Genomic DNA, 25,879 nt, shown 5'->3' on the forward strand with positions numbered 1-25,879 from the left:
GCAAGTAAAATTTATACCAGTAGCGCGTTTAAATCCATAACAGTTTTACATTCAGCTAACTATATTGTCACTTAGACAGGCTGGGCATTTGATGTATAGTGTCATTTGCATTTCACTATTTATCAATTTCTCAGCCTGTTTTTTTCCAGCCTACTTTTTGAACCACCACCCGGATATAAATGTAGCTATGAATAAAACAACTTTTAAAATATCGAAGATGGACTGCCCTTCGGAGGAAAACCTAATCCGAATGAAATTAGAGGGCCACTCGAATATTGAACATCTTGAGTTCGACATTCCTAACCGTCAATTAACTGTGTTTCATCATGACAATATAGAAGGGATAGAGACTGCTATTCATGACCTAAAATTAGGAGACACCCTACTCTCGACCGAAACCATTGACCCCTCTGATCCCAACAATAATTTTAAAATTGATGCTGACTCTAGTCACAAAAAAGATGCTGAGCAAAGAAAGCTACTATGGATAGTGCTGGTCATTAACTTTGCTTTCTTTATTATTGAAATGAGCACGGGACTGATTTCTCGTTCGATGGGGTTGGTCGCCGACAGCTTAGATATGTTAGCAGATAGCTTCGTGTACGGAATTAGCTTATTTGCGGTCGGTGGAACGGTCATTAAGAAAAAACGGATTGCTAGAATTGCCGGATATTTTCAAATTACGCTAGCGATTCTTGGTTTTTTAGAAGTACTAAGACGTTTCTTTGGCAATGAGCAGTTACCTGACTTTTCTACCATGATAGTCATATCGATTCTTGCGCTAATTGCAAACTCGATTTGCCTCTATTTACTACAAAAATCGAAAAGCAAAGAAGAAGCCCATATGCAAGCCAGTATGATTTTCACTTCAAACGATGTGATTATCAATTTAGGGGTAATTGTTGCAGGGATTTTGGTTAATTGGTTACACTCTAGTACGCCTGATTTGATTATTGGTAGCATCGTATTTGCTTTAGTTATTCAGGGCGCCTTTAGAATATTGAAGTTGAGTAAGTAGCCAAGCCTAATAACTGAAGCAAATAGCTCAAGTAAGTAGCTTAATTAAACCGCTAAGTGTAAAGTAACTGGGTTTGAAGCAAATAAACATCATAAGGATATGAGACCTCAAGCAATGATTGAACAAACTTTAAATCTAGTCACCACCAAAGACCATCAGCAAGTTGCCGTTTGGCGAATAATAGATGATGAAGTCTTTGATAAGAATCTGGTGGTGGTCAACTAATTTAGGACACTAATAAAATTCAAACCTACATCGCCATTACTTATAACCCTACCTTCTCCTACCTTGCCTTTTATCAAGTATCGTTAATTCTAAACCAAAAAAAATGTAGCTATTATGCCGCATGCGACTGGTATCAACTTTTCTTGCGTGCTGCTTATTTTTGAAGCTTTACGGCATTTATACCTATAACACTGGGTTTGTTTTATAGTGCACCCACTATATCTTTACTCCTCATTTGTTTTTACTCTTGATTATTATCCATCATTGCTTTTATGCATCATTGTTTTTATCAACCATAGCCATCAGCTTGATTAACCATTCAACCATACTTTAATCTTGACTAAATTACTCAGGATTAAGTATAATTGGCTTAATCGTTGCACACATCGGGTTGACCATCTGTTGTTTAACGACGATAAGACACCACTTAGCAGATGACTTTTATTTGAGCATGGCAGAGGTTTTGCCTTTTTTATCTTTCGCTTTGGTAGAGAGTCTCTTACTAAGATCGTTGTTAAATAAAAATGATATATAAGTTTGGAGATAACACATGCGTTTGACTACTCGAGGCAGATACGCCGTGACCGCGTTGCTAGATTTGGCGCTACAAACCAGCCAACAAGACAGTGCGGTATCCTTATCTGATATCGCTAAACGGCAATCAATATCTATCTCTTACCTCGAACAGTTATTTTCCAAACTACGCAAAGGTGGGCTTGTCACCAGTATACGTGGTGCCGCTGGTGGTTATCACTTAGCCAAACCGCTAAACGAGATAGATGTGATGAGCATCATATCTGCGGTCGATGAGTCGGTTAATGCGATGCAGTGTGAAGGACGTGGCGACTGCCAAGGTGGTACAATGTGCCTAACCCATGATCTATGGTGTGCATTGTCCAATCACATCGAGCAGTACTTGAAAAACATAACATTAGCGCAATTATTAGATATGGAAAATGTGCAGTCCGTCTCAGAGCGACAGCACACTTCCACCAAAGAAGTTTCTATAAAAGACATTAATACCATTACCCTATCGAACAGCGAGGCAAACCCAGCATGAGCCAACATAACAACCTTATATATTTAGATTATGCCGCCACCACGCCAGTTGCTAAATCAGTAGCTGCCAAGATGAGCGAGTATCTGACTGTAGATGGCATCTTTGGTAACCCAGCCTCGCGCTCGCACGGCTACGGCTGGCAAGCAGAAGAAGCTGTAGAAACCGCGCGTCAGCAAGTAGCTGAAGTCATCAACGCTGATCCTCGTGAAATCGTCTTTACCTCTGGTGCGACTGAATCCGACAACCTTGCCATCAAAGGCGCGGCGCATTTTTATCAATCGCGCGGCAAGCACATCATTACCAGTAAAATTGAGCACAAAGCAGTTTTAGATACCTGCCGTGAGCTTGAGCAAGAAGGTTTTGAGATTACTTACTTAGAGCCACAAGCCGGTACGGGTCTTATTTTGCCAGAGCAAGTAAAAGATGCATTACGTGACGATACGATTTTGGTATCACTGATGATGGTAAACAATGAGCTTGGTACCATCACCGATGTCGCAGCGATTGGTGAAATCACTCGTGACGCTGGCGTGGTTTTCCATGTCGATGGCGCGCAGTCTGTCGGTAAAGTAAAAATCAATCTTGAAGAAATGAAAATTGATTTGATGAGTTTCTCAGGACACAAAGTCTATGGTCCTAAAGGGATTGGCGCCTTGTTTGTCCGCCGTAAGCCGCGCATTCGCCTAAAAGCTGAGCAGCATGGTGGTGGTCATGAGCGTGGTATGCGCTCAGGTACATTACCGACGCATCAAATTGTAGGTTTAGGAGCGGCATTTGCCCTAGCCAATGAGCGCTTTGAAGAGGATCATGCTCACGTTGCCAAGCTCCGCCAAAAACTATGGGATGGCCTGCAAGACATCGAAGAGATCTACCTAAATGGTGATCTTGAGAATAGCGTGCCAAACATTGTAAACATTAGCTTTAACTTTGTTGAAGGCGAGTCATTGATGATGTCGCTAAAAGACTTAGCTGTTTCATCAGGCTCAGCCTGTACGTCTGCGACGCTTGAGCCATCATATGTATTACGTGCTATTGGTCGTCCAGATGAGTTGGCTCACAGCTCAATCCGCTTCAGCTTTGGCCGTTATACTACCGAAGAAGACATCGACCGTGTAATCAAACAAATGCACGAAGCGGTTGAGAAACTGCGCGCCCTATCACCACTTTGGGATATGTATCAAGAAGGTGTGGATTTAGATTCAGTGGAATGGGCTGAGCACTAACATTTACCAAACAAATCGCCTTTGCGCGCTTTGTTTTAAATATTTATAAAACGATTGATCAGACAATTACAGTAAGCGTTTGACCCCAATTATCGATGAGCGACGGATACATAGTAAACAATCTATCGCTCATCCCCTAACTAGGAGAAAACCCCATGGCCTATAGTGACCAAGTTATTGATCATTACGAAAACCCACGCAACGTCGGCAATCTTGATAAAAACGCCAAAAACGTTGGTACAGGTATGGTCGGCGCCCCAGCGTGTGGCGATGTGATGCGCCTACAGATCCAAGTAGATGATAACGGTATCATCGAAGATGCACGTTTTAAAACGTACGGCTGCGGCTCAGCGATTGCCTCAAGCTCACTTGTCACCGAGTGGCTAAAAGGCAAAAGCTTGGACCAAGCTGGCGAGATTAAAAATATGGACATCGCTGAAGAGTTGGCTTTGCCACCTGTAAAAGTGCATTGCTCTGTACTCGCAGAAGACGCCATCAAAGCGGCTATTAGCGACTATAAAGGCAAGCATGGTACCGCTGAAGAAGCGACCAGCTAAGCTTATTGGCCGTATGCATTGTTTTATTAGCAAGGCGTCAGTAGAACTCTAATGGATCGCTACTGAGGCCATAAAGGTGACAATAACGCTACTGTAATTGTCACCTTTTATTTTCTAACTGGCGCAAACACATAAGTCTGGTAGATTTGCTACTAGTCTCATATTCGTTATTAATAGCCGTCATTGATTTTATGGTCGATGACATCATATTGAAAGATATCTTTATTATTGATAGTCAATGGGAGTTGGCATGATTGAAATGACAGAACGCGCCGCCCAGCATGTTCGAGAGTTTTTGGACAATCGCGGCAAAGGCGAAGGTATCCGTGTGGGTATTCGTACCGCAGGCTGTTCAGGCTTGGCCTATGTCTTGGAGTTTGTAGACACCCCTGATGACAATGACACACGTTATGAAAGCCGCGGTGTGAGCATCTTTATCGATCCGAAAAGCTTGGTCTATTTAGACGGCTTATTGATGGATTATGAAAAAGAAGGCTTAAATGAAGGCTTTAAGTTCACCAACCCCAACCAAAAAGGCGAATGTGGTTGCGGTGAGTCGTTTACTGTTTAGAGTTGCCCACCCTTAGCCATTGGCCCATTGGCCCATTGGCCATCATTATGACTGAGGCCTACTGGCCTTTAAGCATGTTGTATTTTGATAAAAAATGTCGTTTGCAACATTTCTATTATTCAGTTGGTAGGCTATACATCACCCAATCTGGCGCTTGATAGCCCACTGGATATGATAAGCACTGGTATCTCAGACACTTTATAATAAATAAAAGCAAGGCGTATGATATGACAGACATCACCGCAGAAGCACAGTTTGATAACTTTTTTGCTCTATTTGAGCAGCCCGCTCAGTTTGAGATTGATCAGGCCCGTCTGGATCAGCAGTTACGTCTACTACAAAAACGCTATCACCCTGATAATCTGATGGTAGATAGCACAAAAGACGTGACGAGTGTGACGGAGGCCAAACAGCAATCAGAGCAAGCTTCAGCACTGATAAATCAAGCATACCAAACCTTAAAGGCTCCTGATAGCCGCGCCGGCTACCTATTAGAGATGGCAAATCAGGCTCATAATCTTGAGCACTCAATTGCCGATTTAGATTTTTTAGAAGACGCCATGCAGATGCGTATCGATCTAGATGAAGCGTTCGAAGATAAGGATCGGACAACGCTTGCGCAGCTACAACCCCAGATTACCACTCATCTGAGCAAACAGTCTGAGCGCTTTAGCAGTGCCTATCAAAAGCAAGACTGGCAGACCGCGATTGATGCCACCCAAAAGCTTAAGTTTTTGGTAAAACTCAATGCCGATGTGACGACTGGTCTCGATGAAGTCGCCAGTGCTGAGCACTCTGATGACGATGACTTATATGTTTAGGGTGTCTAGATAAACATACCTTCAATATGTAAATTTAAAGATTGATATTTATCATCATTCGTCAGCGCAATTCGTCATCATAATTGCGCCATTTCCTTTATTTATTTTATCTTTGAGTGATTTTATGTCTTTATTGCAAATTGCCGAACCCAATCAAAGTGCCCAACCTCATCAGCATCGTTTTGGTCTAGGTATCGACCTTGGCACCACACGCTCACTGGTTGCAGTCGTACGCTCAGGCAAAGCGCAAGTCTTAGAGGCAGGCGCTGACAACGATACGTTGCTGCCCTCTGTCGTCTACTACCCCAGCACTGGCAAACCCATGGTAGGATATGATGCCTTAGCGCATTTGGCCGATGACCCAAAAAACACCATCGTATCTGCCAAGCGCTTTATGGGTCGTAGTCAAGCGGATATTAAGTTCTCTCATCCTTATGAGTTAAGTGGTAATGCAGACGACATGCCAGCTTTTGTCACCGCCCAAGGTAAGGTATCCCCTGTCGAAGTCTCAGCACGTATCCTAGCCGCCCTCGAGCAGCGCGCCGCAAGCGCATTACCTGCCGACAGCATCGAAGGGGCGGTGATCACTGTTCCCGCTTATTTTGATGAGGCCCAGCGCCAAGCGACCAAGGATGCCGCACAAGCTGCTGGTATCAATGTGCTACGTCTGTTAAATGAGCCCACGGCAGCCGCTGTCGCCTACGGCCTTGATAAGCCTACTCAAGATAACACGCAAAGCCATTACTTAATTTATGATTTGGGTGGCGGTACCTTTGATGTCTCTATCTTAAAGCTCACTGATGGGGTTTTTGAAGTCTTAGCAACTGGCGGCAACAGTGCGTTAGGCGGTGATGATATCGACCGATTGCTGACCAACTGGTTGATCAAACAATTAGGTATCGACCCAAAAGACGTCAGTCGGCACGACAAGTCAATCCTTGCCCAGCGAGCCAAAGCATATAAGCAAGCTTTGACGGACGCCGAGCAGGTCGCTATCGACATTACGGTCAACGGCCACTCTTATCAAGGCAACTTACGCCGTGACGATTTGTTGACCATTGCCGAGCCTGTCAATCGCCGTACGCTTAGCGTCTGCGAGCAGGTATTACGCGATGCCAAGCTATCTATTGACGATTTAGATGAAGTCATCTTGGTGGGCGGCTCAACCCGTATGCCAGCTGTGCAACAAGTGGTGAGCACGTTTTTTGGCAAGCAGCCGCTTTGCCGTCTGAATCCAGATGAAGTCGTCGCCTTAGGTGCTGCACAAACAGCGCATCAGCTGGTCAATGGCAATAGCGACAATACACTCTTATTATTAGATGTCACTCCTTTGTCACTCGGTCTTGAGACCATGGGCGGCCTAGTTGAAGTACTTATCCCACGTAATACCCCTATCCCTGTCAAAAAACGCCAAGTATTTACCACCTATCAGGACGGTCAGACAGGCATAGTGATTCATGTGGTTCAAGGCGAGCGCGAAACTGTCGAAAACTGCCGTTCGCTTGGACGTTTTGAATTATATGGCATCCCGCCGATGAAAGCGGGCTTTGCCCGTATCGAGGTCACCTTTAGCATTGATGCCAATGGTCAATTGACAGTCAGCGCGCAAGAAACCACCACCAAGACAGAAAGCAAAATTGAGATTGTGCCTTCTTATGGCTTGTCAGATGAGCAAAAAGAGCAATTGCTTATGGCGGGGTTTGAGCACGCTGAAGAAGATAAAAATGCACGCTCTTTAATCGAGACCAAAGTAGAAGCAGAACGCGAAGTATTAGCGCTACAGTCTGCGCTGCAAGAGTTTGCAGCCTTATTGACCCCTGATGAACAGCAAGCTCTAACGCAGCAAACACAAGCACTACAAACGGCACTAAGCACCGATGATCTCACTCTCATTGAAGCCGAACAAGCCAAGCTCAAACCGCATAGCGATGCATTTGCTGCTCGCATTATGAATCAAAGCGTCAAGGCCAGCATGGCAGGCACCAGCGCTCAAGATTGGTAAAAACGCGTATAGAATTTATCTAGATACGGCTTAGCCATAATAGATGTGATGACGTGTAACAGACCTGATATATTTTTGAGTTTTTATTTTTTAATTGATTAGCACCGGACAGATAATTTATGCCAAAGATTACCGTATTACCTCATCATGAGATTTGCCCCGAAGGCACTGAAGTCGAGCTAGAAGCTGGCCAGAACCTATGCAAAGCCCTACTAGAAAAAGGTATTAAGATAGAGCACGCGTGTGAGATGTCAAAAGCCTGTACCACCTGTCATGTGGTGGTGCGTAAAGGATTTAATAGCCTAGATGAGATGGACGATATCGAAGCGGATCTGTTAGACCGTGCTTGGGGGCTGGAGCCAGACTCACGTTTGTCTTGTCAGGTGATGCTAGAAGACGATGACTTGACCATCGAGATTCCCAAATACACGCTCAACCATGCTAAAGAAAACCACTGATAACATACCACTAATAACATATAGTCAAAGCCATCATAAAACGCCAACGATGACTGCGTATCATGGTTGGCGTTTTTGTCTGCTCACGGACGAGCTGACATATTAAGTATGAAGTTAAATATGGTCATACAGATGTCAAATCAGTAAAAGAGCGCTATTGATCGTTATAACGCTGGCTCTCTGCTGCAATAGCATTTGCTACTTTTTCTTGCTCTTGTTCGATACGCTCGAGAGCGAGGTTTAGACGCTCTCGGATGTCTTGATAGTCTTGATCTTTCATGTCTTTGAAATTTAGATGCAAATTAAATCCTGGTAACGTATGGTCCACCCATTTTGATAGCTGACCTTTATTGGCATCAGGATCGAGGACTTGCCAAGCATTGACTTTTTCGTCGAAGCCTTTTAGCTGAAACGCACCTGCATGCTGACATTCATAATTGTGGCAAACATAATCATAAGTACTTTCGCTGACGAGTATCTCATCTTTGCCCGCACTACTCTCCAGCCGCGCCGCGAGATTGGCCTCTTTGCCAATCAATGTATAGCTCAAGCGATTATTACTACCAAAGTTGCCGACATGACAATAGCCTGTCGTGATACCAACGCGTATATACAGCCCTGCAAAACCCATTAGCCGCCACTTATGCCTGAGGGTACGCATCTCACGGCGCATGTCTAGCGCCATTGCCACACAGTCAAGCGCATCTTGACGCGCACCTTGACTGCTAGGCTCTCCAAAAAAACACACCATCCCATCGCCGACGAACTTATCAAGCACAGCGCCATGCTTATTGGCGATAACCGTCATGCAGTGCATATAGGTATTTAAAATATCTGCCAGGTTGTCCGAGCTTAAACTATCAGACAGCTCTGTAAAACCCACAATGTCCGAAAACATAATCGTCAGCTTAGCACGTTTGTTTGACACACTAACGAGCGCATCTGTTTTTACAATTGGCTCCCAAATCTGCGGTGGCACAAAACGGGTCAGCTTATTGATAACTGAAACCATGGTACTTAAACGCCCTACCGCTTGCTGCGCGCGCTGTTGGTGACCCATGTACTTTTGATACACATAGCGAAACTGACACAGCATCACCGCCATACTGGACAGTAGCACCACTGGCGTCAGCCAACTGTCATGGCAGTCCATCTGCGTGCTGTTTAAAATCACGCTGACATAATAAAAAACAATCACAGTCACTATCGAGACAATGACCAGTCTAATTTGGTTTTCAGGACTACTAATAATAATACGTAGCGCAATCAAAGCTGCCAGACTGATCGACATGACCGTGCACAGCTGTATCGAACCTATGACTGCAGACAGCAAAATAATGACGATATTGGAGGTCCAAAAACTGGTCTGACGGCGATAGTTATATATCAAAATCAGCAAGCTTGGCAGGCTAACGACGATCAGCAGTGCCATCGAGGTAGCACTAAAGTCAAAATGCAGGGCAAGAAGCACAACCGTTAGGATCAAGACAAACACTTCTGGATAGTCGAATCGATACATACCATTCGTCTGCGATGAAAATTTTGGTCTCAACGTATCTAAAAGAAGCATATGAAGTGTTCGCTTAATAAAGCAGACGATCGATAAATATTAGGAGAAGGAAGATAGCACAATGACAGTTAATGTCGTTATGAGCATACTATTTTCAAAACCCAAGCAACAGGCAGACAAACCCTTAGCCGACTACCACATCTCGCCAACACCGATGACTTTTTAGGTTTGGTATAAGGCAAGCTGAAAGACTATTATACGTTTTCATTTTTATAAAACCCACGTTACTGATACGCAAAACCCTACCGTTGGTCACTTAATGAGCAAGCCATAATAAGCAAGTTTATAGCCTTACTTGGCACTTGGCTGTCTTACTGCACCCTAAAGCTGCTTGAGGCACCAGAGTAAGGCTTAATCTTGCCTGTCCAGCCGCTTTTCCAGTCGCCAGCATGGATCAGTCGATATGTCCCTGCTGGCATGTCGGCACTGATGCGCCAATCGATAATCGCTTTGCTATAGGCCGCTCCTTCTCGTTGCCACGTGTAGGTGGTCTCAAAGTCACGGTCGCTCAGATAGTCCTCCCATTGACCATCTTGGTAACGCTGCACCTTAAGAAAGCTGTCTTCGGCACGTAGGTTGTTTTTGGGGTGCGCTGCGCGAAATACCGCCGTAGCGACTTCCCCGCTTTGGTAACTAGGGTTTGGCTGCGTGAGTACTTGCCCCCAGCGTTGATGTATGGGTTTGTCATCGAATACCACACTTGGGCGCTCGTTAAATGACTTATTTGAGCGATCAGGCGGCGTCGCCGTATCATAAACCTCTATGTTATCGCGCATGGCTTGAGCCAGCTGGGTATATTCTTGAATATAAGCGCTAGTCTGGTAAGGACCAAACTCAGTGGAGGCACCTTCATAATGCTGGGCGGCAAACTCCTCACGCGTACTCAAATAGCCGCTATAGTTATTGGCCAAGCCATTGACAATGACGGTATCGACCCCTGCGTCTTTGAGCTGCGTCAGCACGGCGGCACGTATACGTCGTCCGACCATAGTAGTTGGTTCACCAGGGATGGCGACTAAGGCGATATTACCGATACGCATCAGCTGTACAGGCTGCTCAGTATTTATCCAGCCCCACTTGCCAGTTGGCAGTAGCACTTGTTTTTCTGCCTGACAGTCGTCTTGGTTGACAGTTGAGACGATACCAAAGGCGCTGCGTGTCAAACTGGCCAAAAGCGACTGATCGACTTTATTGATGTCGTCATTGATCCGAAAGCTCGCGCGCGTCATGCCTTCGTATATGCCAGGGATATTTGATGGCCCGTTTTCGCCGCCTGCAGCAAAAGAATAACCTCGGGCAGGCGTACATAAGACTTTATTACCCGCACCACTGGTGAACCTGCTCTCGACCTGATAGCCTTTTAGATCAACCCAGCGCGCGCGGACATCCACCGGCCCCGCGACAGGGACACCTTGATGCCATAGTTCAGCAGCCTTATCAAGCTGCAGCTGCCCATCGCGTCGGACGTTTTCCCACTCGTTATCACTACCTTGAAAGCCGGGTTTTGAGTTGGCATTACCGCCTGCCGCCAATACGTCCCCTTCATCAGCATTGGCAAAGGCCGCGATAAAAGGTCTGTCCGCGTTGTTATTAAACAGCTTTTCGGCGCCAAGCTGAGCATAGCCCTTGTTATCAGCACTTAGATGCATAAACTGATTGCTAAAGCTGGTCGGGTGCAGGGCAAACCAATTGATTAGTCCCATCGGTGTGCCATCGGCAGCATCTAGGCGCAGCTGAGTCATGGTCTCATTGACATTACTATCAAACTCTTGCGCATCGACATTGTTGTTATACGCAATCTGTGAGCGGTTAACAGTCACCCCTTTTAGTTCGCCTTGTGCCACAGATAACGTCCCTGGTGTCAATGATTCATGAGCGCGTTTGATCGAAGTGACAATTCCACCGACGATAGCGTTGAAGTTTTGCTGACTATAGCCCGCTAGTGTGTCGTCTGTGCTGGCGATTTGATACAGCTGCTGGTGCGAATAGCCAGCATTTCCCACGTGAGTATGCGTGGCGGCAAGCATCACGTTATCGTCGTTATACAAGTCGCCAAAATCTGCTTGTAAGCGTTTGATGACCTCAAGCTTGACCGCGGTAAACATCGCGCCCATATCCGCTGAAACATAGACAACTCGGTTGCTTGCATTGCTATCCGCTTCGCCGACAATAAAAGCATGAGAATATAGACGATCATTGATACCCTGCACCACCTGACCTGCAGCATAGCCAAACATGCCCGTTTCGGCCGCAGCTCCTGTGATATCAGCTTTACCAGTACCGACAAGGTAACGGGGCGCGACCGATTTAGCAGCAGCGCTGGCGCTAAAGTTTGACGTAATAGAGCGATTAGATGGATCAGCATCAGTCGTGATGGTTTGTGTCGCAGCAGGCGACATGGCGGTAGGCTCAGTAGAGTCTGTTTCACAGGCCGTCATACCCAGCAACGCGGTACAAATCGAGAGAAACAACATAGTAGGTCGTCGTGACGTGGGTGGTGAGATAGAGGAAGTAGCCATTTGTTGTCCTTAACATAGAGTGAAATCTTAAATCAAACAATCCTGATTTAAAATTGAAGGTCTCAGCACTTCGCACCGCATCTACTCTGATGTGACACAGCAAAGACACTGAGCTGACAAGCTGGCTATATCCATTTAGCCAACTTACACTCTAATATAACGACTGATAGACAAATGTAAAATATTTTTCATATAGCCGTACAATAAACTCATTAACACAGAGAGCTATGCTTACAGACAAACGCTCACGCCTATGCATCTTTAACTGTTTATTACCAAAGGCTTATTGCTAAAAGACCTATTGCATCTGCCAATCAAACGGCATTTGATGATGACCACGCAGCGCCATCATCAAAGTTTGCTGCATCTGCGCCAGTACTTCTTTGGTGTAAGGTACAGCAGGGACGCCCCACACTGGGTTGGGCCACTGCATATCGTTTTGGTAACGAACGATATGATGAAAATGAAGCTGCGGTACTTGATTGCCCAGCGCAGCCACGTTCATCTTGTCAGCCTGAAAAGTCTTGGCAAGTTGGCTGGACAACCAGCTCGACTCACGCAAAAACTGCGCTTGGTCGGCCTCAGACAGCTCATACAATTCTTTGATACCAGAGACACGTGGCACCAATATCAACCAAGGAAACTGACAATCATTGATTAAACGGCAGGTCGATAATGGGAAATCTCCCACCAAAAAACTGTCGGCTGCAAGTTTATGATGAAGTTGGAACATAATGACGGTTCTCTTGTTATGAAGGGGATAACGCTTAAATACTAAAAAAAGGGTGACCAAGACCTATCGGACGCTATAGGCCATAGAGCAGACACAGAGTATCTGCTATTTTATCAGTTATCCAGTAGATAAAATAGCGCCTTAATAGATTGGCTACTGTTTTACTGTGCTGCTACCTAGTAGATGGGGCGCTTGATACGATGACTGGCGTCACTCAAAGCGCTAAGCGAGCTCTGCCACCATATGCTCGCTAAAGTAGCGCAGCAACTCCTCAAGCACAGTCACGCGTTGCTGCGGCGTGGCCAGCTTATTGGCATCTTGATAGCGAATGCCAGAGGCGCCATTCATCCGGTAGCGCTGTCCATCTTTTTGAATAAGCTGGATAATTGCCAAAGCATCAACTGGCGTATCAGGAGCAAACTCTAACGTTATGCTGTTACTATTGGCATCGATTTTGTTGATCTTCAATGGCTCGGCCTGTATACGCAGTCTATGGATGGCAAATAAATGCTTGGTCTGATCTGGCAGTGTGCCAAAACGATCAATCATCTCGGTACGGATATCGGTGAGCGCCTCAAAATCATCAGCATTACTGATGCGCTTATAAAATAGCAAACGCTGATGCACATCATGCAAGTATTCTTCTGGTATCAGCGCTGAGCTATGCAGATTGATCTCACTGGTAAGTGACAATGGGGTATTCAAATCAGGCTCTTTGCCCGCCTTGATGGCCTTTGTCGCACGCTCTAGCATATCCATATACAAGCTAAAGCCAATGGCTTGCATGTTACCGCTTTGCTGCTTGCCCAGTATCTCACCTGCCCCGCGAATCTCCAAATCCTCACTCGCCAGCATAAAGCCTGCACCCAATGTATTGGCGCGTTCAATGGCGTGCAGACGGCGCTTGGCATCGCCTTTTAAGCCTTTGATAGATGGCACGAGCAAGTAGCAATACGCCTGGTGATGACTACGACCTACGCGGCCTCGCAGCTGATGCAGCTGCGCCAAACCAAACTTATCCGCGCGCTCAATGATGATGGTATTGGCATTTGGTACGTCGATACCGGTCTCGATGATGGTCGAACACACCAGCACATTGAACTTTTTATGATAAAACTGCTCCATAATCTGCTCAAGCTGGCGCTCTTGCATTTGCCCATGCGCGACCCCTACTCTAGCCTCGGGCACCAGCTCACGTATCGTCTCTGCCATGCGCTCAATGCTCGCCACATCATTATGCAGCAAGTAGACTTGCCCGCCGCGTAATAGCTCACGCAAGATAGCCTCTTTCATCAAGGCATCGGTCTTTTGCATAACAAAGGTTTTGATCGCCAGACGACGAGCAGGCGGCGTGGCGATAATCGACATATCACGCATACCAGATAGTGCCATATTAAGCGTACGCGGAATCGGCGTCGCTGTCATCGACATACTATCTACATCGGTCTGAATGGCTTTGATACGCTCTTTATGGCGCACACCAAAGCGGTGCTCTTCATCAACGATCATCAAGCCTAAATTGGCAAACTTTACATCCGGCTGCAACAGTTTATGGGTACCAATGATGATATCGACCTTACCCGCGGCAAGGTCTGCCAATACTGTATCTTGATGCTTTTTGCCACCAAAACGCGATAGTGTCTCGATACGTACTGGCCAGTCGGCAAAACGGTCGCGGAAATTGTCTTCGTGCTGACCTGCCAGCAGCGTCGTTGGCACCAATACCGCCACTTGATAACCGGCACTGACCGCAATGAACGCCGCGCGCATCGCCACTTCTGTCTTACCAAAACCCACATCACCGCAAATGAGGCGATCCATCGGCTGGTTTTGTCTCATGTCTTCCATCACCGCCTGGATAGCATTGGCCTGATCGGCGGTCTCTTCAAAGGCAAACTGACTGGCAAACAGCTCGTATTGTGAAGGGTCAATTTTGAAGTGAATACCGACTTTGGCCTCACGCCTTGCCTGCATATTGAGCAGCTCAGCGGCGACATCATGGATTTGTTCCAGCGCTTTTTGTTTGGCTTTATCCCACTTGCCACTACCTATTTTGTGGAGTGGCGCAAGCGCAGGGTCACCGCCGCTGTAGCGGCTGATCATTTGCAAATTGGCAACGGGTACATAAATACTGGCGTCGTCCGCGTATTTTAGATGAATAAACTCTTGCTCGCCATCGCCCACATCTAAGGTAATCAGCCCATTATAGCGACCGATACCATGCTCGATATGCACCACTGGACTGCCTTCGGTGATCTCTGTGACGCTTTTGACCAAAAACTCTTCTGACACCCCGCTTTGGCGGCGGCGACGTGTTTGTAGCACTTGCCTACCAAACAGCTGAGTCTCACTGATCACCACCAAACGCTCAGGAATATACACCCCGCGCTCGATAGGCGCCACCGTCAGCCCTACCTGCGGCAAGTTGTTGTCATTGAGGGTCGTGACCTTATCAGCGGCCAAAAACGCTTCAAAGCTATCATACGCTTTGGTGTCTATCTTACCCTTAAACAGCTCTATCAAAATCTCACGGCGCCCTGCTGTCTCGGCAACGATCAGCACCGGCGTCGCTGTTTGTGCTTGCTGTAGCAAAAATTCTAGCAAATCAGCCAATGGCTCTGCTTTTTGGTGATTGACCGCCAGCTGCGGCGGTTGTTGCGCCGTGAGTGTGACCAACCCTTGTCGACTAGAGGCAGCCTGTGCGGTCGATGAGGCATCATTGTCTATCGCCGCGCGCGTCTCATGCGCACTGAGTATCACCCGCGGATAGTGGTTAAGATGCTCGTTTAAGGTATTTGATAATAAATATAACAATTCTGGGGCGACAATAGGTTTGTCGATATCGTGCCTGCGCTCTTCATAACGGCGCTGAATCTGCGACCAATAATCCGCTTGTGTTTCGTGGATTCGCTCATCGATGATAAACAGAGCTTCATCTGGCAAATAAGTAAACAAGCTGCTGTCAGCTTGCCAGTCATCCAAATCAAAAAACAATGGCTGATAGTACTCAAGCCCGCTACTGGCGATACCCGCCATCACATCTTTATGCAGCTCAGACTTGCGACTGCTGGTATTGGGAAACATTGCAGCAAAGTTGGTCCGAAACGTCTCGCGCCCTTCATCGAGCGGAAACTCTTTGGCAGGTAGTATCTGAAACTGCTGAATAGGTTTTGAGATATCAGGTAGTTTATGCAGTAGCGACAGTGACTCTTTGCCGATGCTACTGTCGTTACCACTCATCATGTTTTTTAGATCGTCGACGGTCAGCGTACGCTGCGTCTGCGGATTAAAAAAGCGAATGGTTTCGATTTCATCATCAAACAAGTCTAAACGTAGCGGAAATGGCTGCCCCATGGCAAAAATATCGACAATACTACCGCGTACCGCAAACTCGCCTGGCTCAAAGACGTTTTCGACCGCACGGTAGCCTGCCTTTGCAAGCAGCTCGCGCTGGGTATTGATATCAAATCGATCACCGACACTCAAATCAAAATGCTGCCCTATCAGCCAACTTGGCGGGGCGACCCGATGCATGAGCGCCTGCACCGAGATAAGCAGCACGCCTTTAGTGGGCATATCGGTCAATAGGTTGATACGCTCGCTGACGATGTCTTGATGCGGGGACAGTTCATCGTAGGTCAGCGTCTCCCAATCAGGAAACACATAGGCATCGACGCCGCAAAACGCCAGCTCGGTTTCTATCTGATTGAGCTGGTTTTGATCGCGCGTTACCACTACTTTTAGACGCTCGGATACGTCCCATACCAACGCTTGCATCAAGCTTGCCAGCCATAGACTACTGACCGCACCATAAACAGGGGTCAGCCAGCGCCGCTCGGCATGAGTGATTGGAAACAACTGCTGGTTAATAGGGTCAAACGCGTCAGTCAAAGCAGTGATAGGCATAGAGGATAAGATCAAAGTTAAGAATCAGAAAGCTATTATACGAATATTTATGCAATTACCAAAATTTATGCCGTAACGGTTTGTCACTCAGCACATCACGCACAAAAACCTCGACGCTTAAGCCGAGGTTTTATATTGATAGTTGGACTAGGCTTGACCATAGGCTTAAAGCAGAGGCTTGTCGCTCGCGATAATGCCGTTGTTATCTGCATAGACAAACATGCCTGAGTTTAGGGTCAAATCCCCAAAGATAATCTCGAGATCAGTTTGGCCTTCGTCACGGCGCGTCGATTTACGCGGGATACAGCCAAGCGCCATGACACCGATATCCATCTGTGCCATATCATCGACATCACGGACACAGCCGTACACGATGACCCCAGCCCAACCATTATCAATCGCCGACTGAGCAATCATATCGCCGAGCAGCGCACAGCGCATCGAGCCACCACCATCGACCACCAGTACCTTTCCATTGCCCTTATTGTCTTTACCATCGCTGTTTAATAGTGACTTGACACGGCTGTTGTCTTCAAAACACTTAACCGTCACAATCTCACCGCAAAACCGATCTTTGCCACCAAAACTATAAAACGACTTACCTTCGATATTTGGCAGACACACCTGCGACTCAGGATTGGCATCCAATAAATCACAAGTCACAAAATTGTCTTGGTTCATGGTAGGCTCTGTTGCTGCGTTTGACATGAGTACACTCCTTGTTCGTTGTTGGCTAGGATTAAAGGGTATAAAAAGTATGATTGATATTTTTTACTTAGGCTATTTTTTGACTTTAGTCATTGCCAGCATTTGTTTATTTTCGATGATATCTGTGGTGGTAATCGCAGGCTCACGGCGGTACTTACTACGCTCATAGATATCATGAGCGCTCATAGCCATGGCGATAGCGACACGTTTTGCAGAAATAGGATGCAGGGGTAATGACTCCGGCACCAAAGGCGAGACGAGCTTAAAGGCTTTTTGACTTAGGCTCTCAAGCGGGCGACCTTTGTGCTTACCGAGCAACAACGACGGCCGAAAAATCACCAAATGGGCAAAATTTAGCGCCATGATGGATTGCTCGGTCTCTGCCTTGACTCGGTTGTATAAAAACCGACTGTCGATATCAGCATTCATCGCAGACAATAAGAAGAAGTTTTCTACCCCTTTCTCGCGGCACAGCGTAGCAAACGTCACATTGTAGTCATGATCCACTTTATGAAAGGCTTCATCACTGCCAGCTTGCTTTTTGGTCGTACCAAGACAGCTAAAAGCATCGGTGCTGCGATCAGCGCCGACACTGGCGAACACCTCAGCCAAGTTGTCAAAATCATTGACCTGATAAAACCTCATGCTAGCATTGATATAGCGTGGCGGACGCCGTGCAATCACAATCAACGTGTCATAAAGCTCACTTAGCTGCTTGACAAGATGTTGTCCTACCAATCCTGTCGCGCCAATCACAATTGCTTTTCGCTGCATATCTTGTCCATTCGTATCGTATGAGATATGAGAGCACTCTTATACAAAGCATTCTCTTGATTTATCGTATCCGCTTATCCGCCAGCATATCTGGGCGTTATTTTAACCTTCCGCTTGCGTATCATACCTAAAATCACTCAGCGGTGAGGGTATTATAGCGAATTTATTGTAAGAGATTTTATCCGTCAAGCCTTTTACTGGCCACGACCTTTGAGAGTAGATACATGAAAAAACCGAATATTGATAAAATAGCATAACTTCTTTACCGATTAACCATCAAATATATTGTCCTAAGCGCAATAATTTGCTAAGATAACCGGCTTTACACGTCAACGCTGTTTAATTATTCCAAACAGTTCTGACGCTTGCGATGACTACCGATATTAGATACTTTAGTATTGGACATCGACATCATGTTTGACGAGACGGCTGCTCGTCACCGATGATTGTTAAACCCATTATTGCAATCAACATTCATATTTTTATCTGTCTTTATCAAGGAGATACGCGTGGCTAATACTGCACAAGCTCGTAAACGCGCCCGTCAAAACACCAAACGTCGTCAGAACTCTGCGTCACAACGCTCTATGGTTCGTACTTACTTAAAACGTGTTGATGCGGCTATCGCAGCCAAAGATTATGATGCGGCTACCGAAGCTTACAAAAAAGCGGTACCTGTTCTTGATCGTATGGCTGACAAAGGTATTATTCATAAGAATAAAGCTGCTCGTCGTAAGAGCCGCCTAAACAAAACCATCAAAGGCTTACAAGCTTAAGATAGGTTGCGTTTAGACCGCATCACTCTGTTTGGGTGATGATCAAAACCTTGTCATTAGCTCTTATGCTGAGGCAAGGTTTTTTTATGCCCAAAAACCATAAACACAATGCCTTGTCTATAGAAAATAAACATTAAGCAGCCGTAAACAGTCACAGAATAAAAAGCGATAAACAAAAAAACCATGGCTGTGCTAAGCTTAGTCCCACTTCACCTCTGGTGGCAACAGCAATGTATTTGGATGAAACCCTGCTGCGCGGTACCCTTCTAACAATGTCACAATCGGCCGTATATAGACCTCACCGCGCCAAACGAAGTGGGCACTGGCTTGTTCAAATGGCTTATCATCAAACCACAAAAACACCCCTTCCATCATCTTTGGCCAATCATTCCAATCAATCTCTACCACATCAAACATCACCGCCAAAAATGCTGAAAGCAACGTATCGTGACTGACCGCCAGCATAAGATGCCCAGGCTGCGGCTGATGCTGATAAAACAACGATAAAATATCAAGCCCACCTTGATAGGCGTTTTTGGTGCCAGCAAGATTGCCTTGTAAAAAACGATTGATAAAGTTGAGCACGCCGATTTCTTTAAATACTGGATTGGCAATCTCAGGGTCAGTGACAAGACTACCAGGCTCTACCAACAGCGACTGGTGCATGATGTCACGCTGTAACCCTGCACCTGCTTGCATAAGCTGCGCGGTATCAATACAGCGGCCAATAGGGCTTGAGATGCTATCCACGTCTAGAGAATAAGGCAGATGACCTGCCAACCAGCGCCCCCAAGACTTGGCCAAGACGCGACCTTTAGGAGTCAATGGCAACTGATAACTGGCAAAGCCGTTACCGTCAGAGCGCTCACGCAGGGAGTGTCTGGTAAATAAAATCAGGCGCTTGTCTTCAGGCAACAGGCTCACTGAAGAGATCATACTATCAGGCAGGTGCGACGGCGCGGGCGCGCTTGGCGTATGACTGGCACGCCTTTCTGCAGATAGTTTCGATAAAGTGTTGTGGAAGTATTTGCTCATGCCAGCAAGCGTAGCAGATTTTTTGTGAAGAATGAACAAAATATAAATTCAGTTGCAAATAAGCAAAACCGAAATGAAAACCACCTAGCACTGCTACGCGCTTTATCTCAAGCAAGAGTATGCTATCTAATCAAGCTCAATCACTTTATCCCAAGCAAATGCGATCTCGGTACTACTGACTTCGTTGGGATACGCACGTGGATTGACAACCACTCGGGTACGACCAATACGATAATCAAAGGCTTCATGGGTATGGCCATGCACCCATAGCGCTGGCGCCCATTCCTCCCGCATCCAGCTTGACAAGTCACTCACAAAAGCGGCATTACTGGGTAGATTGGCATATTTCTCAGATACCGACAACGGGCTGATGCTGTGATGACTCATGACGACGGTCTTTTTGCCAAGCGGTTGAGCGGTTTTTAATGCTTGCTGTAGCCATTGACGCTGCTTAGCATGCAGTTGCATGGACACCTCAGGGGAAAACAACTCGCTACCGGCATAGATTTGTTTATAATCACGCATAAAACGCTTGGCAGCTGCCATGGTTTCTTCATTGGCCTGATACTGATAATCCGTCCATAAGGTGCAGCCCAAGATACGTACGTCTCCAATATCGATGTGTTGACACTGTAAAACCCGCACGCCTTGCTGCGACTTGGCATCATAGTTATCCCAAATGGCCAGCTTTTTATCAAAATGCAGCACGTCTTCATTGAAGTATTCATGATTGCCTGCAATGGTGATCAAAGGCACCTGCAGACGTGCCGCTTGCGCTTGTAACCACGGCATACCGCTATCGCTATTGGCCGTATCGCCTGCGACCAGCACCACATCGGCATCAGTCTTGGGGATATGTCCCATCGGATGCGACTGACGCGCATAGCTATCAATATGCAAGTCACTTAAAATCTGTAATTTCATACCTTCCAATAGTGTCTTAGGACATCACGGACAAAAATCAATCAGACGATGCGTAGAAGCATAGCGTATTTTTTGTCATAGATATCAACATAAATTTTAAGTAGTGTAGCACCTTTTATCTATCCGCAAAAAGCAAAAAGACAGCGGCTTAGGCTGTCTCTTTTCTTCGTTTTTGACTCAGGCTAGATACCCTCAAGTATCCGCTGCAGCTTGGCCGCTGGGTCGGCCGCCTGCGTGATAGAACGTCCGATCACCAGATAGTCAGCACCATCTTGTAGCGCTTGTGCGGGCGTACAGATACGTTTTTGGTCGTCAGCATTGTCCTCAGCGAGGCGAATGCCAGGCGTCACAAGCTTAAAATCCTGACCACATAGCGCCTTTAGGCTCTGAGCTTCTTGTGCTGAGCAGACCACGCCATCGAGACCTGCTTGCTTGGTCAGCTGTGCTAGGCGACTGACTTGTGTATCCAGCCCATCGGTAATACCCGTCTGCATCAATGCTTGATTGTCCATAGAAGTCAGCACCGTGACCGCAATCAGCAAGGTATCTAAGTTATTATTCAGCAAGCGCTGTTTGGCAAGCGACATTGCCTCTAAGCCTGCGCTCGCATGCACATTGACCATCCACACACCCAAATCAGCTGCCGCGAGTACCGCCTGTGCCGTAGTATTAGGGATATCATGAAACTTAAGATCTAAAAACACCTCAAATTGACGCTGATGTAGGGCTTTGATGATATCAGGGCCACAACGCGTAAACAGCTCTTTGCCCACCTTTAAACGGCACAGCGCTGGATCGAGCTTGTCAGCCAGCGCAAGCGACGCTTCCATTGTCATATTGTCTAAGGCGACAACGACAGGAGATTTGATTGTATTATTCATAGTGTTGCCACATTTATATCGAAGTTAAAAAAACCAAATAGCGACCAAACGCATGGCTATCAACTCACCTGTCTCGCAAGTTTGTATCATAAGGTGCCTAGCTGACGCTGTATTCAGACTTAGTCAGATTTAGTCGCGTTTTTGTTTGGTCAGTGTCGCCTCTTCCTCTTGAGCGGCGTGATTATCGTGCACGTTGGTCGCTGTCGAACCATACACCGCCTCTTCTACTGAAGGCGCAGTCGCTTGACGATCGATGACCACATTGGCTTGCGTCAGTTGTTCTTGCAGATTGGTATTGGCTTTTTGTAGACGTGATATTTCCCATTTGTTTTGTAAAACACGAAAAAGCAGCAGCGCAAGTAGCATACCAATCACAATACCTAGTATCAGACACAGGATCAGTAATAAGCCCAAATTCATCGTCGGCGCTTGTGAAAACAGTAAATTTACGCCAACCTCGGTATTATTGGCCAATACCAACCCTAATGAATAAGCAAAGCTTAAAAACAGTAGTACAAACAGTAAAAAGCGCATAAGACATATACCTTGGTTTGATGGGTTGCAAAGGACTCAAAGACCGCGTTTTGTCACAAACAGCGATGCTACTTTTTGACTGGCACGCTACTGTTAATGAATACTACCCAACGCTGCCATAACGATCGTATTATCTATCCATTAGCTACTTTGTCATTGACCGCTTCGCGCAGGGCTTTGCCTGGCTTGAAATGCGGAATGGCTTTGGCAGGTACTGGTACACTCTCCCCAGTCTTAGGATTGCGGCCCATACGGGCACGGCGATGATGTAAACAAAAGCTACCAAACCCACGCACTTCTACTCGGCCATCATTGGCCAGTGTATCGGTCATTAGGTTTAATATTTCACGCACTGCATCATCGACCACGCTATCAGTCATATTGTCACAGTTCGCACTCAAATTACTAATAAATTCAGACTTATTAATCGCTTGCTGCATTGTTACGCTTGCCTTGTTAATTGATGGATAAGATGATTGTAAACCAAGTTACTATTTTTTAAAGGTTTTTAAAGGTTTTAACCCTTCATATAGCCGTATAAGACCATACTGAAAATCGAAACAAAAAGCAAAATAACGATCAATAGTGCTAATACGGCTCTCATCAGTAAGCAGTGATTTACATCTCGTTACTCAATGCTGCAAATGATAGCGGATATTATCATAAATGGAAATAAGAGTTTGCTTTGTTTTTCGCAAAAACCTTGAAGATGTAACGCATACCAAACACCCATTCATAAAAAAAAGCGACCGGAGTCGCTTTTTTTATATTACTTTTATATCAATAACTTATCGCTTACTGCATTTGCTCTTTGATCAAATCACCAATGGTTTTTGGTTGAGCATCAGCTGCTTGTGGCGCATTGCTACCTAGATCTTTAATCGCTTGACGCTCTTCAGCTTCGTCTTTAGCTTTGATAGACAAGCTGATGTTACGCGTTTTGCGATCAACACTGATGATTTTCGCTTCAACGTCATCACCAACAGATAGATGCTTAGTCGCATCTTCGACGCGGTCACGTTGAATCTCAGAGGCACGTAGATAGCCTTCAACTTCATCAGCAAGTTCAACAGTCGCGCCTTTAGCATCAACTTCTTTGACTTTACCATTAACGATAGCGCCGCGATCATTAGCAACTAGGTATTCGTTGAATGGATCAGAGCTTAACTGCTTCACGCCTAAGCTAATACGGTTCGCTTCTGCATCTACAGACAATACCATAGCTTCAACGGTGTCGCCTTTGTTGTAGTTACGGATAGCTTCTTCGCCAGTCTCATTCCAAGAAATATCAGATAGATGAACCAAACCGTCGATACCGCCATCTAGACCGATAAAGATACCAAAGTCAGTGATTGACTTGATAGTACCAGTGATTTTATCGCCACGCTCATGTTTCTTATCAAACTCTTCCCATGGATTTGCTAGGGTTTGCTTGATACCCAAGCTGATACGACGACGCTCTTCATCAATATCTAGGATCATCACGTCAACTTCATCACCCACTTGAACCACTTTTGATGGGTGGATGTTCTTGTTAGTGTGATCCATCTCTGATACGTGTACTAGACCTTCGATACCTTCAGAGATCTCAGCAAAGCAGCCGTAATCAGTTAAGTTGGTAACGCGAGCTTTAACAATACTACCAACTGGGTAAGTAGCGCCAACGTTATCCCAAGGATCGGTACCAAGTTGTTTTAGACCTAGGCTTACGCGGTTGCGCTCACGGTCAAACTTCAATACTTTAACTTTTAGGTCTTGACCAACTTCAACTACCTCAGATGGATGCTTGATACGGCGCCATGCCATGTCAGTGATGTGTAGCAAGCCATCGATACCACCAAGATCAACGAACGCACCGTAATCAGTTAGGTTTTTGACGATACCTTCGATCTCGATACCTTCTTCAAGCTTGTTCAATAGCTCTTCGCGCTCAGCTGAGTTTTCAGCTTCCATTACTGCACGGCGGCTAACCACAACGTTGTTACGTTTTTGGTCAAGCTTGATGACTTTGAATTCTAGCTCTTTGCCTTCAAGATGTGTGGTGTCACGAATCGGACGTACATCAACCAATGAGCCTGGTAAGAACGCGCGTACTGAACCCACGTCTACAGTAAAACCACCTTTTACTTTGCTAGAAATGATACCTTTTACGATCTCATCGTTCTCATAGATTTTTTCAAGGACATTCCACGTCTCGACGCGCTTGGCTTTTTCGCGTGATAGTAGGGTTTGACCCATACCATTATCAACCGCTTCAACCACGACATCAACGCTATCGCCAACTTCAACTTCAAGTTCGCCTTCTTCGCTTAAAAACTCTTCACGAGCGACGATACCTTCAGATTTAAGACCAGTATCTACTGTGATCCAATCGCTATCGATGGCCACAACAGTACCTGTAATGACCGAGCCACGCTCGATATCCAGACCCTGCTCTTCAATGCTCGCTTCAAATAGTTCAGCAAATGATTCCATTATGTCTACCTTTGTATAGCCGTATCCTGTCCAGCACAGTACGGATCAAATTTATGATTGCATAAAACGAGAATACTGGTTTTATATCTTATGCAGTCATATAAAAAACCTTTGTTGCTAATAAGCGAGCATCTCATCACACTCATTAGCAACAACTGTCTTTACTGCCCGCTCACATTTCTACTCTTGGTTTAATGTTGGCTTTGGCTTATTGCACATCTCTACTTATACAATTTTATACTAAAACCAAAGCCTGTAGCAAATTTTTTGGTAGTGAGTTGGTAGTTACTGTATTGTTTTTATTAATTATTAAAACAAATGCCTTTGTCCTGACAGTATTTTTTGACCTGTGCATATACGCTGTCGGCATCCAAATATGAGCTGTCTAATAATAAAGCGTCTTTGGCAGGCTTCGACGGTGCTGTCGCGCGGTTTTCATCACGCTCGTCACGCGCTTTGATCGTTGCTAAAATCGCCTCAAAATCTGCGGTTTGCCCTGCACTTAGTAGCTGCGTGACACGGCGCTCAGCACGCGCTTTGGCACTGGCTGTCAAGTACACCTTAACATCGGCATCAGGGAATACCACTGTTCCCATATCGCGGCCGTCAGCGACCAACCCTGAGCGACTGGCCATTTTTTGCTGTAGCGTGAGCAGCGCCTGACGCACTTTAGGGAATACCGCGATCTTTGAGGCATAACCGCCAACGGTTTCGTTACGGACTTGCTCGCCAACGGCATCGCCATTGACGATGATGTCTACGCGGCCTGATGCCTCATTGGGCACAAACACAATATCTAAACCTTGGGTCAATGTCAGTACTGCCTGCTCGTCAATGTCTTGACAGCCATCGGCACCGAGCAATCCTGCTTCAAAGGCTTTGAGCCCGACGATGCGGTATAGCGCCCCTGAGTCTAATAACTGATAACCCAATGCTTGCGCTAAGCGCCAGGTGACTGTGCCTTTACCAGCCCCGCTTGGACCATCAATACATATCACAGGATAACGCTGTACCGCTTGCTCAGAGGGATCACAATCCTGCAAAGCATTATCAGGCGTAAAGTCAGGTGTAGAGACAGTCATCATGTTTACTCAATTATAAAAACAACA

Annotated in this window: 22 protein-coding genes; 9 read left to right on the top strand and 13 right to left on the bottom strand. The window is 46.0% G+C overall.

Translation table 11 applies throughout. The features are described 5' to 3' along the window. Positions 1 to 187 precede the first annotated feature (187 nt). From ACNFVB_RS09375 to fdx, 8 genes are all read left to right on the top strand, one after another. Positions 188 to 1,018 (top strand): cation transporter, encoded by an 831-nt coding sequence (locus ACNFVB_RS09375; RefSeq protein ID WP_087814222.1) that lies wholly within the window; start codon positions 188 to 190, stop codon positions 1,016 to 1,018. 775 nt (positions 1,019 to 1,793) lie between these two features. After that, positions 1,794 to 2,303, top strand: coding sequence for an Rrf2 family transcriptional regulator (locus ACNFVB_RS09380; RefSeq protein ID WP_430737311.1), 510 nt, complete (start codon positions 1,794 to 1,796; stop codon positions 2,301 to 2,303). Beyond that, complete coding sequence (locus tag ACNFVB_RS09385) at positions 2,300 to 3,526, top strand: IscS subfamily cysteine desulfurase (protein WP_105243806.1); 1,227 nt, start codon at positions 2,300 to 2,302, stop codon at positions 3,524 to 3,526. Before ACNFVB_RS09380 ends, ACNFVB_RS09385 begins: the two co-directional genes overlap by 4 nt. A 155-nt stretch (positions 3,527 to 3,681) precedes the next feature. Continuing rightward, entirely contained in the window at positions 3,682 to 4,083 is a 402-nt protein-coding gene (gene iscU / locus ACNFVB_RS09390; protein WP_100749875.1) for a Fe-S cluster assembly scaffold IscU, read from the top strand. 250 nt (positions 4,084 to 4,333) lie between these two features. Further along, positions 4,334 to 4,654 carry an iron-sulfur cluster assembly protein IscA gene (iscA, locus tag ACNFVB_RS09395; protein ID WP_075100713.1) on the top strand — a complete coding sequence of 107 codons (321 nt, stop codon included), beginning with the start codon at positions 4,334 to 4,336 and terminating at the stop codon, positions 4,652 to 4,654. Positions 4,655 to 4,881: 227 nt separating this feature from the next. After that, on the top strand, positions 4,882 to 5,475 hold the full coding sequence (gene hscB, locus ACNFVB_RS09400; RefSeq protein WP_430737312.1) for a Fe-S protein assembly co-chaperone HscB: 594 nt from the start codon (positions 4,882 to 4,884) through the stop codon (positions 5,473 to 5,475). A 124-nt stretch (positions 5,476 to 5,599) separates the two neighbouring features. Beyond that, a complete protein-coding gene (gene hscA, locus ACNFVB_RS09405; protein ID WP_430737313.1) occupies positions 5,600 to 7,477 on the top strand; it encodes a Fe-S protein assembly chaperone HscA in 1,878 nt (625 codons plus the stop codon). 119 nt (positions 7,478 to 7,596) lie between these two features. After that, on the top strand, positions 7,597 to 7,935 hold the full coding sequence (gene fdx, locus ACNFVB_RS09410; RefSeq protein ID WP_075100710.1) for an ISC system 2Fe-2S type ferredoxin: 339 nt from the start codon (positions 7,597 to 7,599) through the stop codon (positions 7,933 to 7,935). Between the two features lie 154 nt (positions 7,936 to 8,089). On the opposite strand, the gene ACNFVB_RS09415 is transcribed toward fdx, so the two are convergent. The 6 genes from ACNFVB_RS09415 to ACNFVB_RS09440 all read right to left on the bottom strand — a co-directional run bounded on the left by ACNFVB_RS09415 (position 8,090) and on the right by ACNFVB_RS09440 (position 18,145). Then, the gene (locus ACNFVB_RS09415) at positions 8,090 to 9,454 is read right to left on the bottom strand and encodes an adenylate/guanylate cyclase domain-containing protein (protein WP_430737314.1); all 1,365 of its coding nucleotides are present in this window, start codon (positions 9,452 to 9,454) and stop codon (positions 8,090 to 8,092) included. 362 nt (positions 9,455 to 9,816) lie between these two features. After that, on the bottom strand, positions 9,817 to 12,024 hold the full coding sequence (locus ACNFVB_RS09420) for a neutral/alkaline non-lysosomal ceramidase N-terminal domain-containing protein (protein ID WP_430737315.1): 2,208 nt from the start codon (positions 12,022 to 12,024) through the stop codon (positions 9,817 to 9,819). A gap of 298 nt (positions 12,025 to 12,322) precedes the next feature. Further along, positions 12,323 to 12,757 carry an HIT domain-containing protein gene (locus tag ACNFVB_RS09425; protein ID WP_075100708.1) on the bottom strand — a complete coding sequence of 145 codons (435 nt, stop codon included), beginning with the start codon at positions 12,755 to 12,757 and terminating at the stop codon, positions 12,323 to 12,325. A gap of 222 nt (positions 12,758 to 12,979) precedes the next feature. After that, positions 12,980 to 16,663: a transcription-repair coupling factor gene (gene mfd / locus ACNFVB_RS09430; RefSeq protein WP_430737316.1), complete on the bottom strand. Its 3,684-nt coding sequence runs from the start codon at positions 16,661 to 16,663 to the stop codon at positions 12,980 to 12,982. A gap of 165 nt (positions 16,664 to 16,828) precedes the next feature. After that, entirely contained in the window at positions 16,829 to 17,344 is a 516-nt protein-coding gene (gene rraA, locus ACNFVB_RS09435; RefSeq protein WP_430738514.1) for a ribonuclease E activity regulator RraA, read from the bottom strand. 99 nt (positions 17,345 to 17,443) lie between these two features. Then, complete coding sequence (locus ACNFVB_RS09440; RefSeq protein ID WP_192994995.1) at positions 17,444 to 18,145, bottom strand: NAD-dependent epimerase/dehydratase family protein; 702 nt, start codon at positions 18,143 to 18,145, stop codon at positions 17,444 to 17,446. A 509-nt stretch (positions 18,146 to 18,654) separates the two neighbouring features. On the opposite strand from ACNFVB_RS09440, the gene rpsT reads away from it, so the two are divergent. Further along, complete coding sequence (rpsT, locus tag ACNFVB_RS09445; RefSeq protein ID WP_010200097.1) at positions 18,655 to 18,921, top strand: 30S ribosomal protein S20; 267 nt, start codon at positions 18,655 to 18,657, stop codon at positions 18,919 to 18,921. 198 nt (positions 18,922 to 19,119) lie between these two features. Here the strand turns inward: rpsT and ACNFVB_RS09450 are convergent, their stop codons facing one another. From ACNFVB_RS09450 to cmk, 7 genes are all read right to left on the bottom strand, one after another. Next, positions 19,120 to 19,956 (bottom strand): histidine phosphatase family protein, encoded by an 837-nt coding sequence (locus ACNFVB_RS09450; protein ID WP_198336506.1) that lies wholly within the window; start codon positions 19,954 to 19,956, stop codon positions 19,120 to 19,122. A 126-nt stretch (positions 19,957 to 20,082) separates the two neighbouring features. Next, positions 20,083 to 20,880, bottom strand: a complete 798-nt coding sequence (locus ACNFVB_RS09455) for a metallophosphoesterase (protein ID WP_430737317.1) — start codon at positions 20,878 to 20,880, stop codon at positions 20,083 to 20,085. Positions 20,881 to 21,062: 182 nt separating this feature from the next. Next, positions 21,063 to 21,761, bottom strand: a complete 699-nt coding sequence (gene pyrF, locus ACNFVB_RS09460; RefSeq protein ID WP_430737318.1) for an orotidine-5'-phosphate decarboxylase — start codon at positions 21,759 to 21,761, stop codon at positions 21,063 to 21,065. Positions 21,762 to 21,890: 129 nt separating this feature from the next. Next, positions 21,891 to 22,295, bottom strand: coding sequence for a lipopolysaccharide assembly protein LapA domain-containing protein (locus ACNFVB_RS09465; protein WP_430737319.1), 405 nt, complete (start codon positions 22,293 to 22,295; stop codon positions 21,891 to 21,893). Positions 22,296 to 22,429: 134 nt separating this feature from the next. Further along, positions 22,430 to 22,735 (bottom strand): integration host factor subunit beta, encoded by a 306-nt coding sequence (locus ACNFVB_RS09470; RefSeq protein ID WP_075100701.1) that lies wholly within the window; start codon positions 22,733 to 22,735, stop codon positions 22,430 to 22,432. A gap of 355 nt (positions 22,736 to 23,090) precedes the next feature. Further along, complete coding sequence (rpsA, locus tag ACNFVB_RS09475) at positions 23,091 to 24,773, bottom strand: 30S ribosomal protein S1 (RefSeq protein ID WP_430738515.1); 1,683 nt, start codon at positions 24,771 to 24,773, stop codon at positions 23,091 to 23,093. 299 nt (positions 24,774 to 25,072) lie between these two features. After that, positions 25,073 to 25,852 (bottom strand): (d)CMP kinase, encoded by a 780-nt coding sequence (gene cmk / locus ACNFVB_RS09480; RefSeq protein WP_105246338.1) that lies wholly within the window; start codon positions 25,850 to 25,852, stop codon positions 25,073 to 25,075. Between the last annotated feature and the right edge of the window lie 27 nt (positions 25,853 to 25,879).

The sequence above is a fragment of the Psychrobacter sp. VH5 genome (genome assembly GCF_050572635.1).
GTDB classification, from domain to species: Bacteria; Pseudomonadota; Gammaproteobacteria; order Pseudomonadales; family Moraxellaceae; genus Psychrobacter; species Psychrobacter celer.

Bases quoted from the DNA above. Each gene is read 5' to 3' on its own strand.
- ACNFVB_RS09385 (WP_105243806.1), top strand. From the start codon at position 2,300: ATGAGCCAACATAACAACCTTATATATTTAGATTATGCCGCCACCACG.
- ACNFVB_RS09420 (WP_430737315.1), bottom strand. From the start codon at position 12,024: ATGGCTACTTCCTCTATCTCACCACCCACGTCACGACGACCTACTATG.
- ACNFVB_RS09465 (WP_430737319.1), bottom strand. From the start codon at position 22,295: ATGCGCTTTTTACTGTTTGTACTACTGTTTTTAAGCTTTGCTTATTCA.
- ACNFVB_RS09380 (WP_430737311.1), top strand. From the start codon at position 1,794: ATGCGTTTGACTACTCGAGGCAGATACGCCGTGACCGCGTTGCTAGAT.
- ACNFVB_RS09375 (WP_087814222.1), top strand. From the start codon at position 188: ATGAATAAAACAACTTTTAAAATATCGAAGATGGACTGCCCTTCGGAG.
- rraA (WP_430738514.1), bottom strand. From the start codon at position 17,344: ATGAACCAAGACAATTTTGTGACTTGTGATTTATTGGATGCCAATCCT.
- pyrF (WP_430737318.1), bottom strand. From the start codon at position 21,761: ATGAATAATACAATCAAATCTCCTGTCGTTGTCGCCTTAGACAATATG.
- iscU (WP_100749875.1), top strand. From the start codon at position 3,682: ATGGCCTATAGTGACCAAGTTATTGATCATTACGAAAACCCACGCAAC.
- hscB (WP_430737312.1), top strand. From the start codon at position 4,882: ATGACAGACATCACCGCAGAAGCACAGTTTGATAACTTTTTTGCTCTA.
- cmk (WP_105246338.1), bottom strand. From the start codon at position 25,852: ATGACTGTCTCTACACCTGACTTTACGCCTGATAATGCTTTGCAGGAT.
- hscA (WP_430737313.1), top strand. From the start codon at position 5,600: ATGTCTTTATTGCAAATTGCCGAACCCAATCAAAGTGCCCAACCTCAT.
- mfd (WP_430737316.1), bottom strand. From the start codon at position 16,663: ATGCCTATCACTGCTTTGACTGACGCGTTTGACCCTATTAACCAGCAG.
- fdx (WP_075100710.1), top strand. From the start codon at position 7,597: ATGCCAAAGATTACCGTATTACCTCATCATGAGATTTGCCCCGAAGGC.
- iscA (WP_075100713.1), top strand. From the start codon at position 4,334: ATGATTGAAATGACAGAACGCGCCGCCCAGCATGTTCGAGAGTTTTTG.
- ACNFVB_RS09455 (WP_430737317.1), bottom strand. From the start codon at position 20,880: ATGAAATTACAGATTTTAAGTGACTTGCATATTGATAGCTATGCGCGT.
- ACNFVB_RS09415 (WP_430737314.1), bottom strand. From the start codon at position 9,454: ATGTATCGATTCGACTATCCAGAAGTGTTTGTCTTGATCCTAACGGTT.
- ACNFVB_RS09470 (WP_075100701.1), bottom strand. From the start codon at position 22,735: ATGCAGCAAGCGATTAATAAGTCTGAATTTATTAGTAATTTGAGTGCG.
- ACNFVB_RS09450 (WP_198336506.1), bottom strand. From the start codon at position 19,956: ATGAGCAAATACTTCCACAACACTTTATCGAAACTATCTGCAGAAAGG.
- ACNFVB_RS09440 (WP_192994995.1), bottom strand. From the start codon at position 18,145: ATGCAGCGAAAAGCAATTGTGATTGGCGCGACAGGATTGGTAGGACAA.
- ACNFVB_RS09425 (WP_075100708.1), bottom strand. From the start codon at position 12,757: ATGTTCCAACTTCATCATAAACTTGCAGCCGACAGTTTTTTGGTGGGA.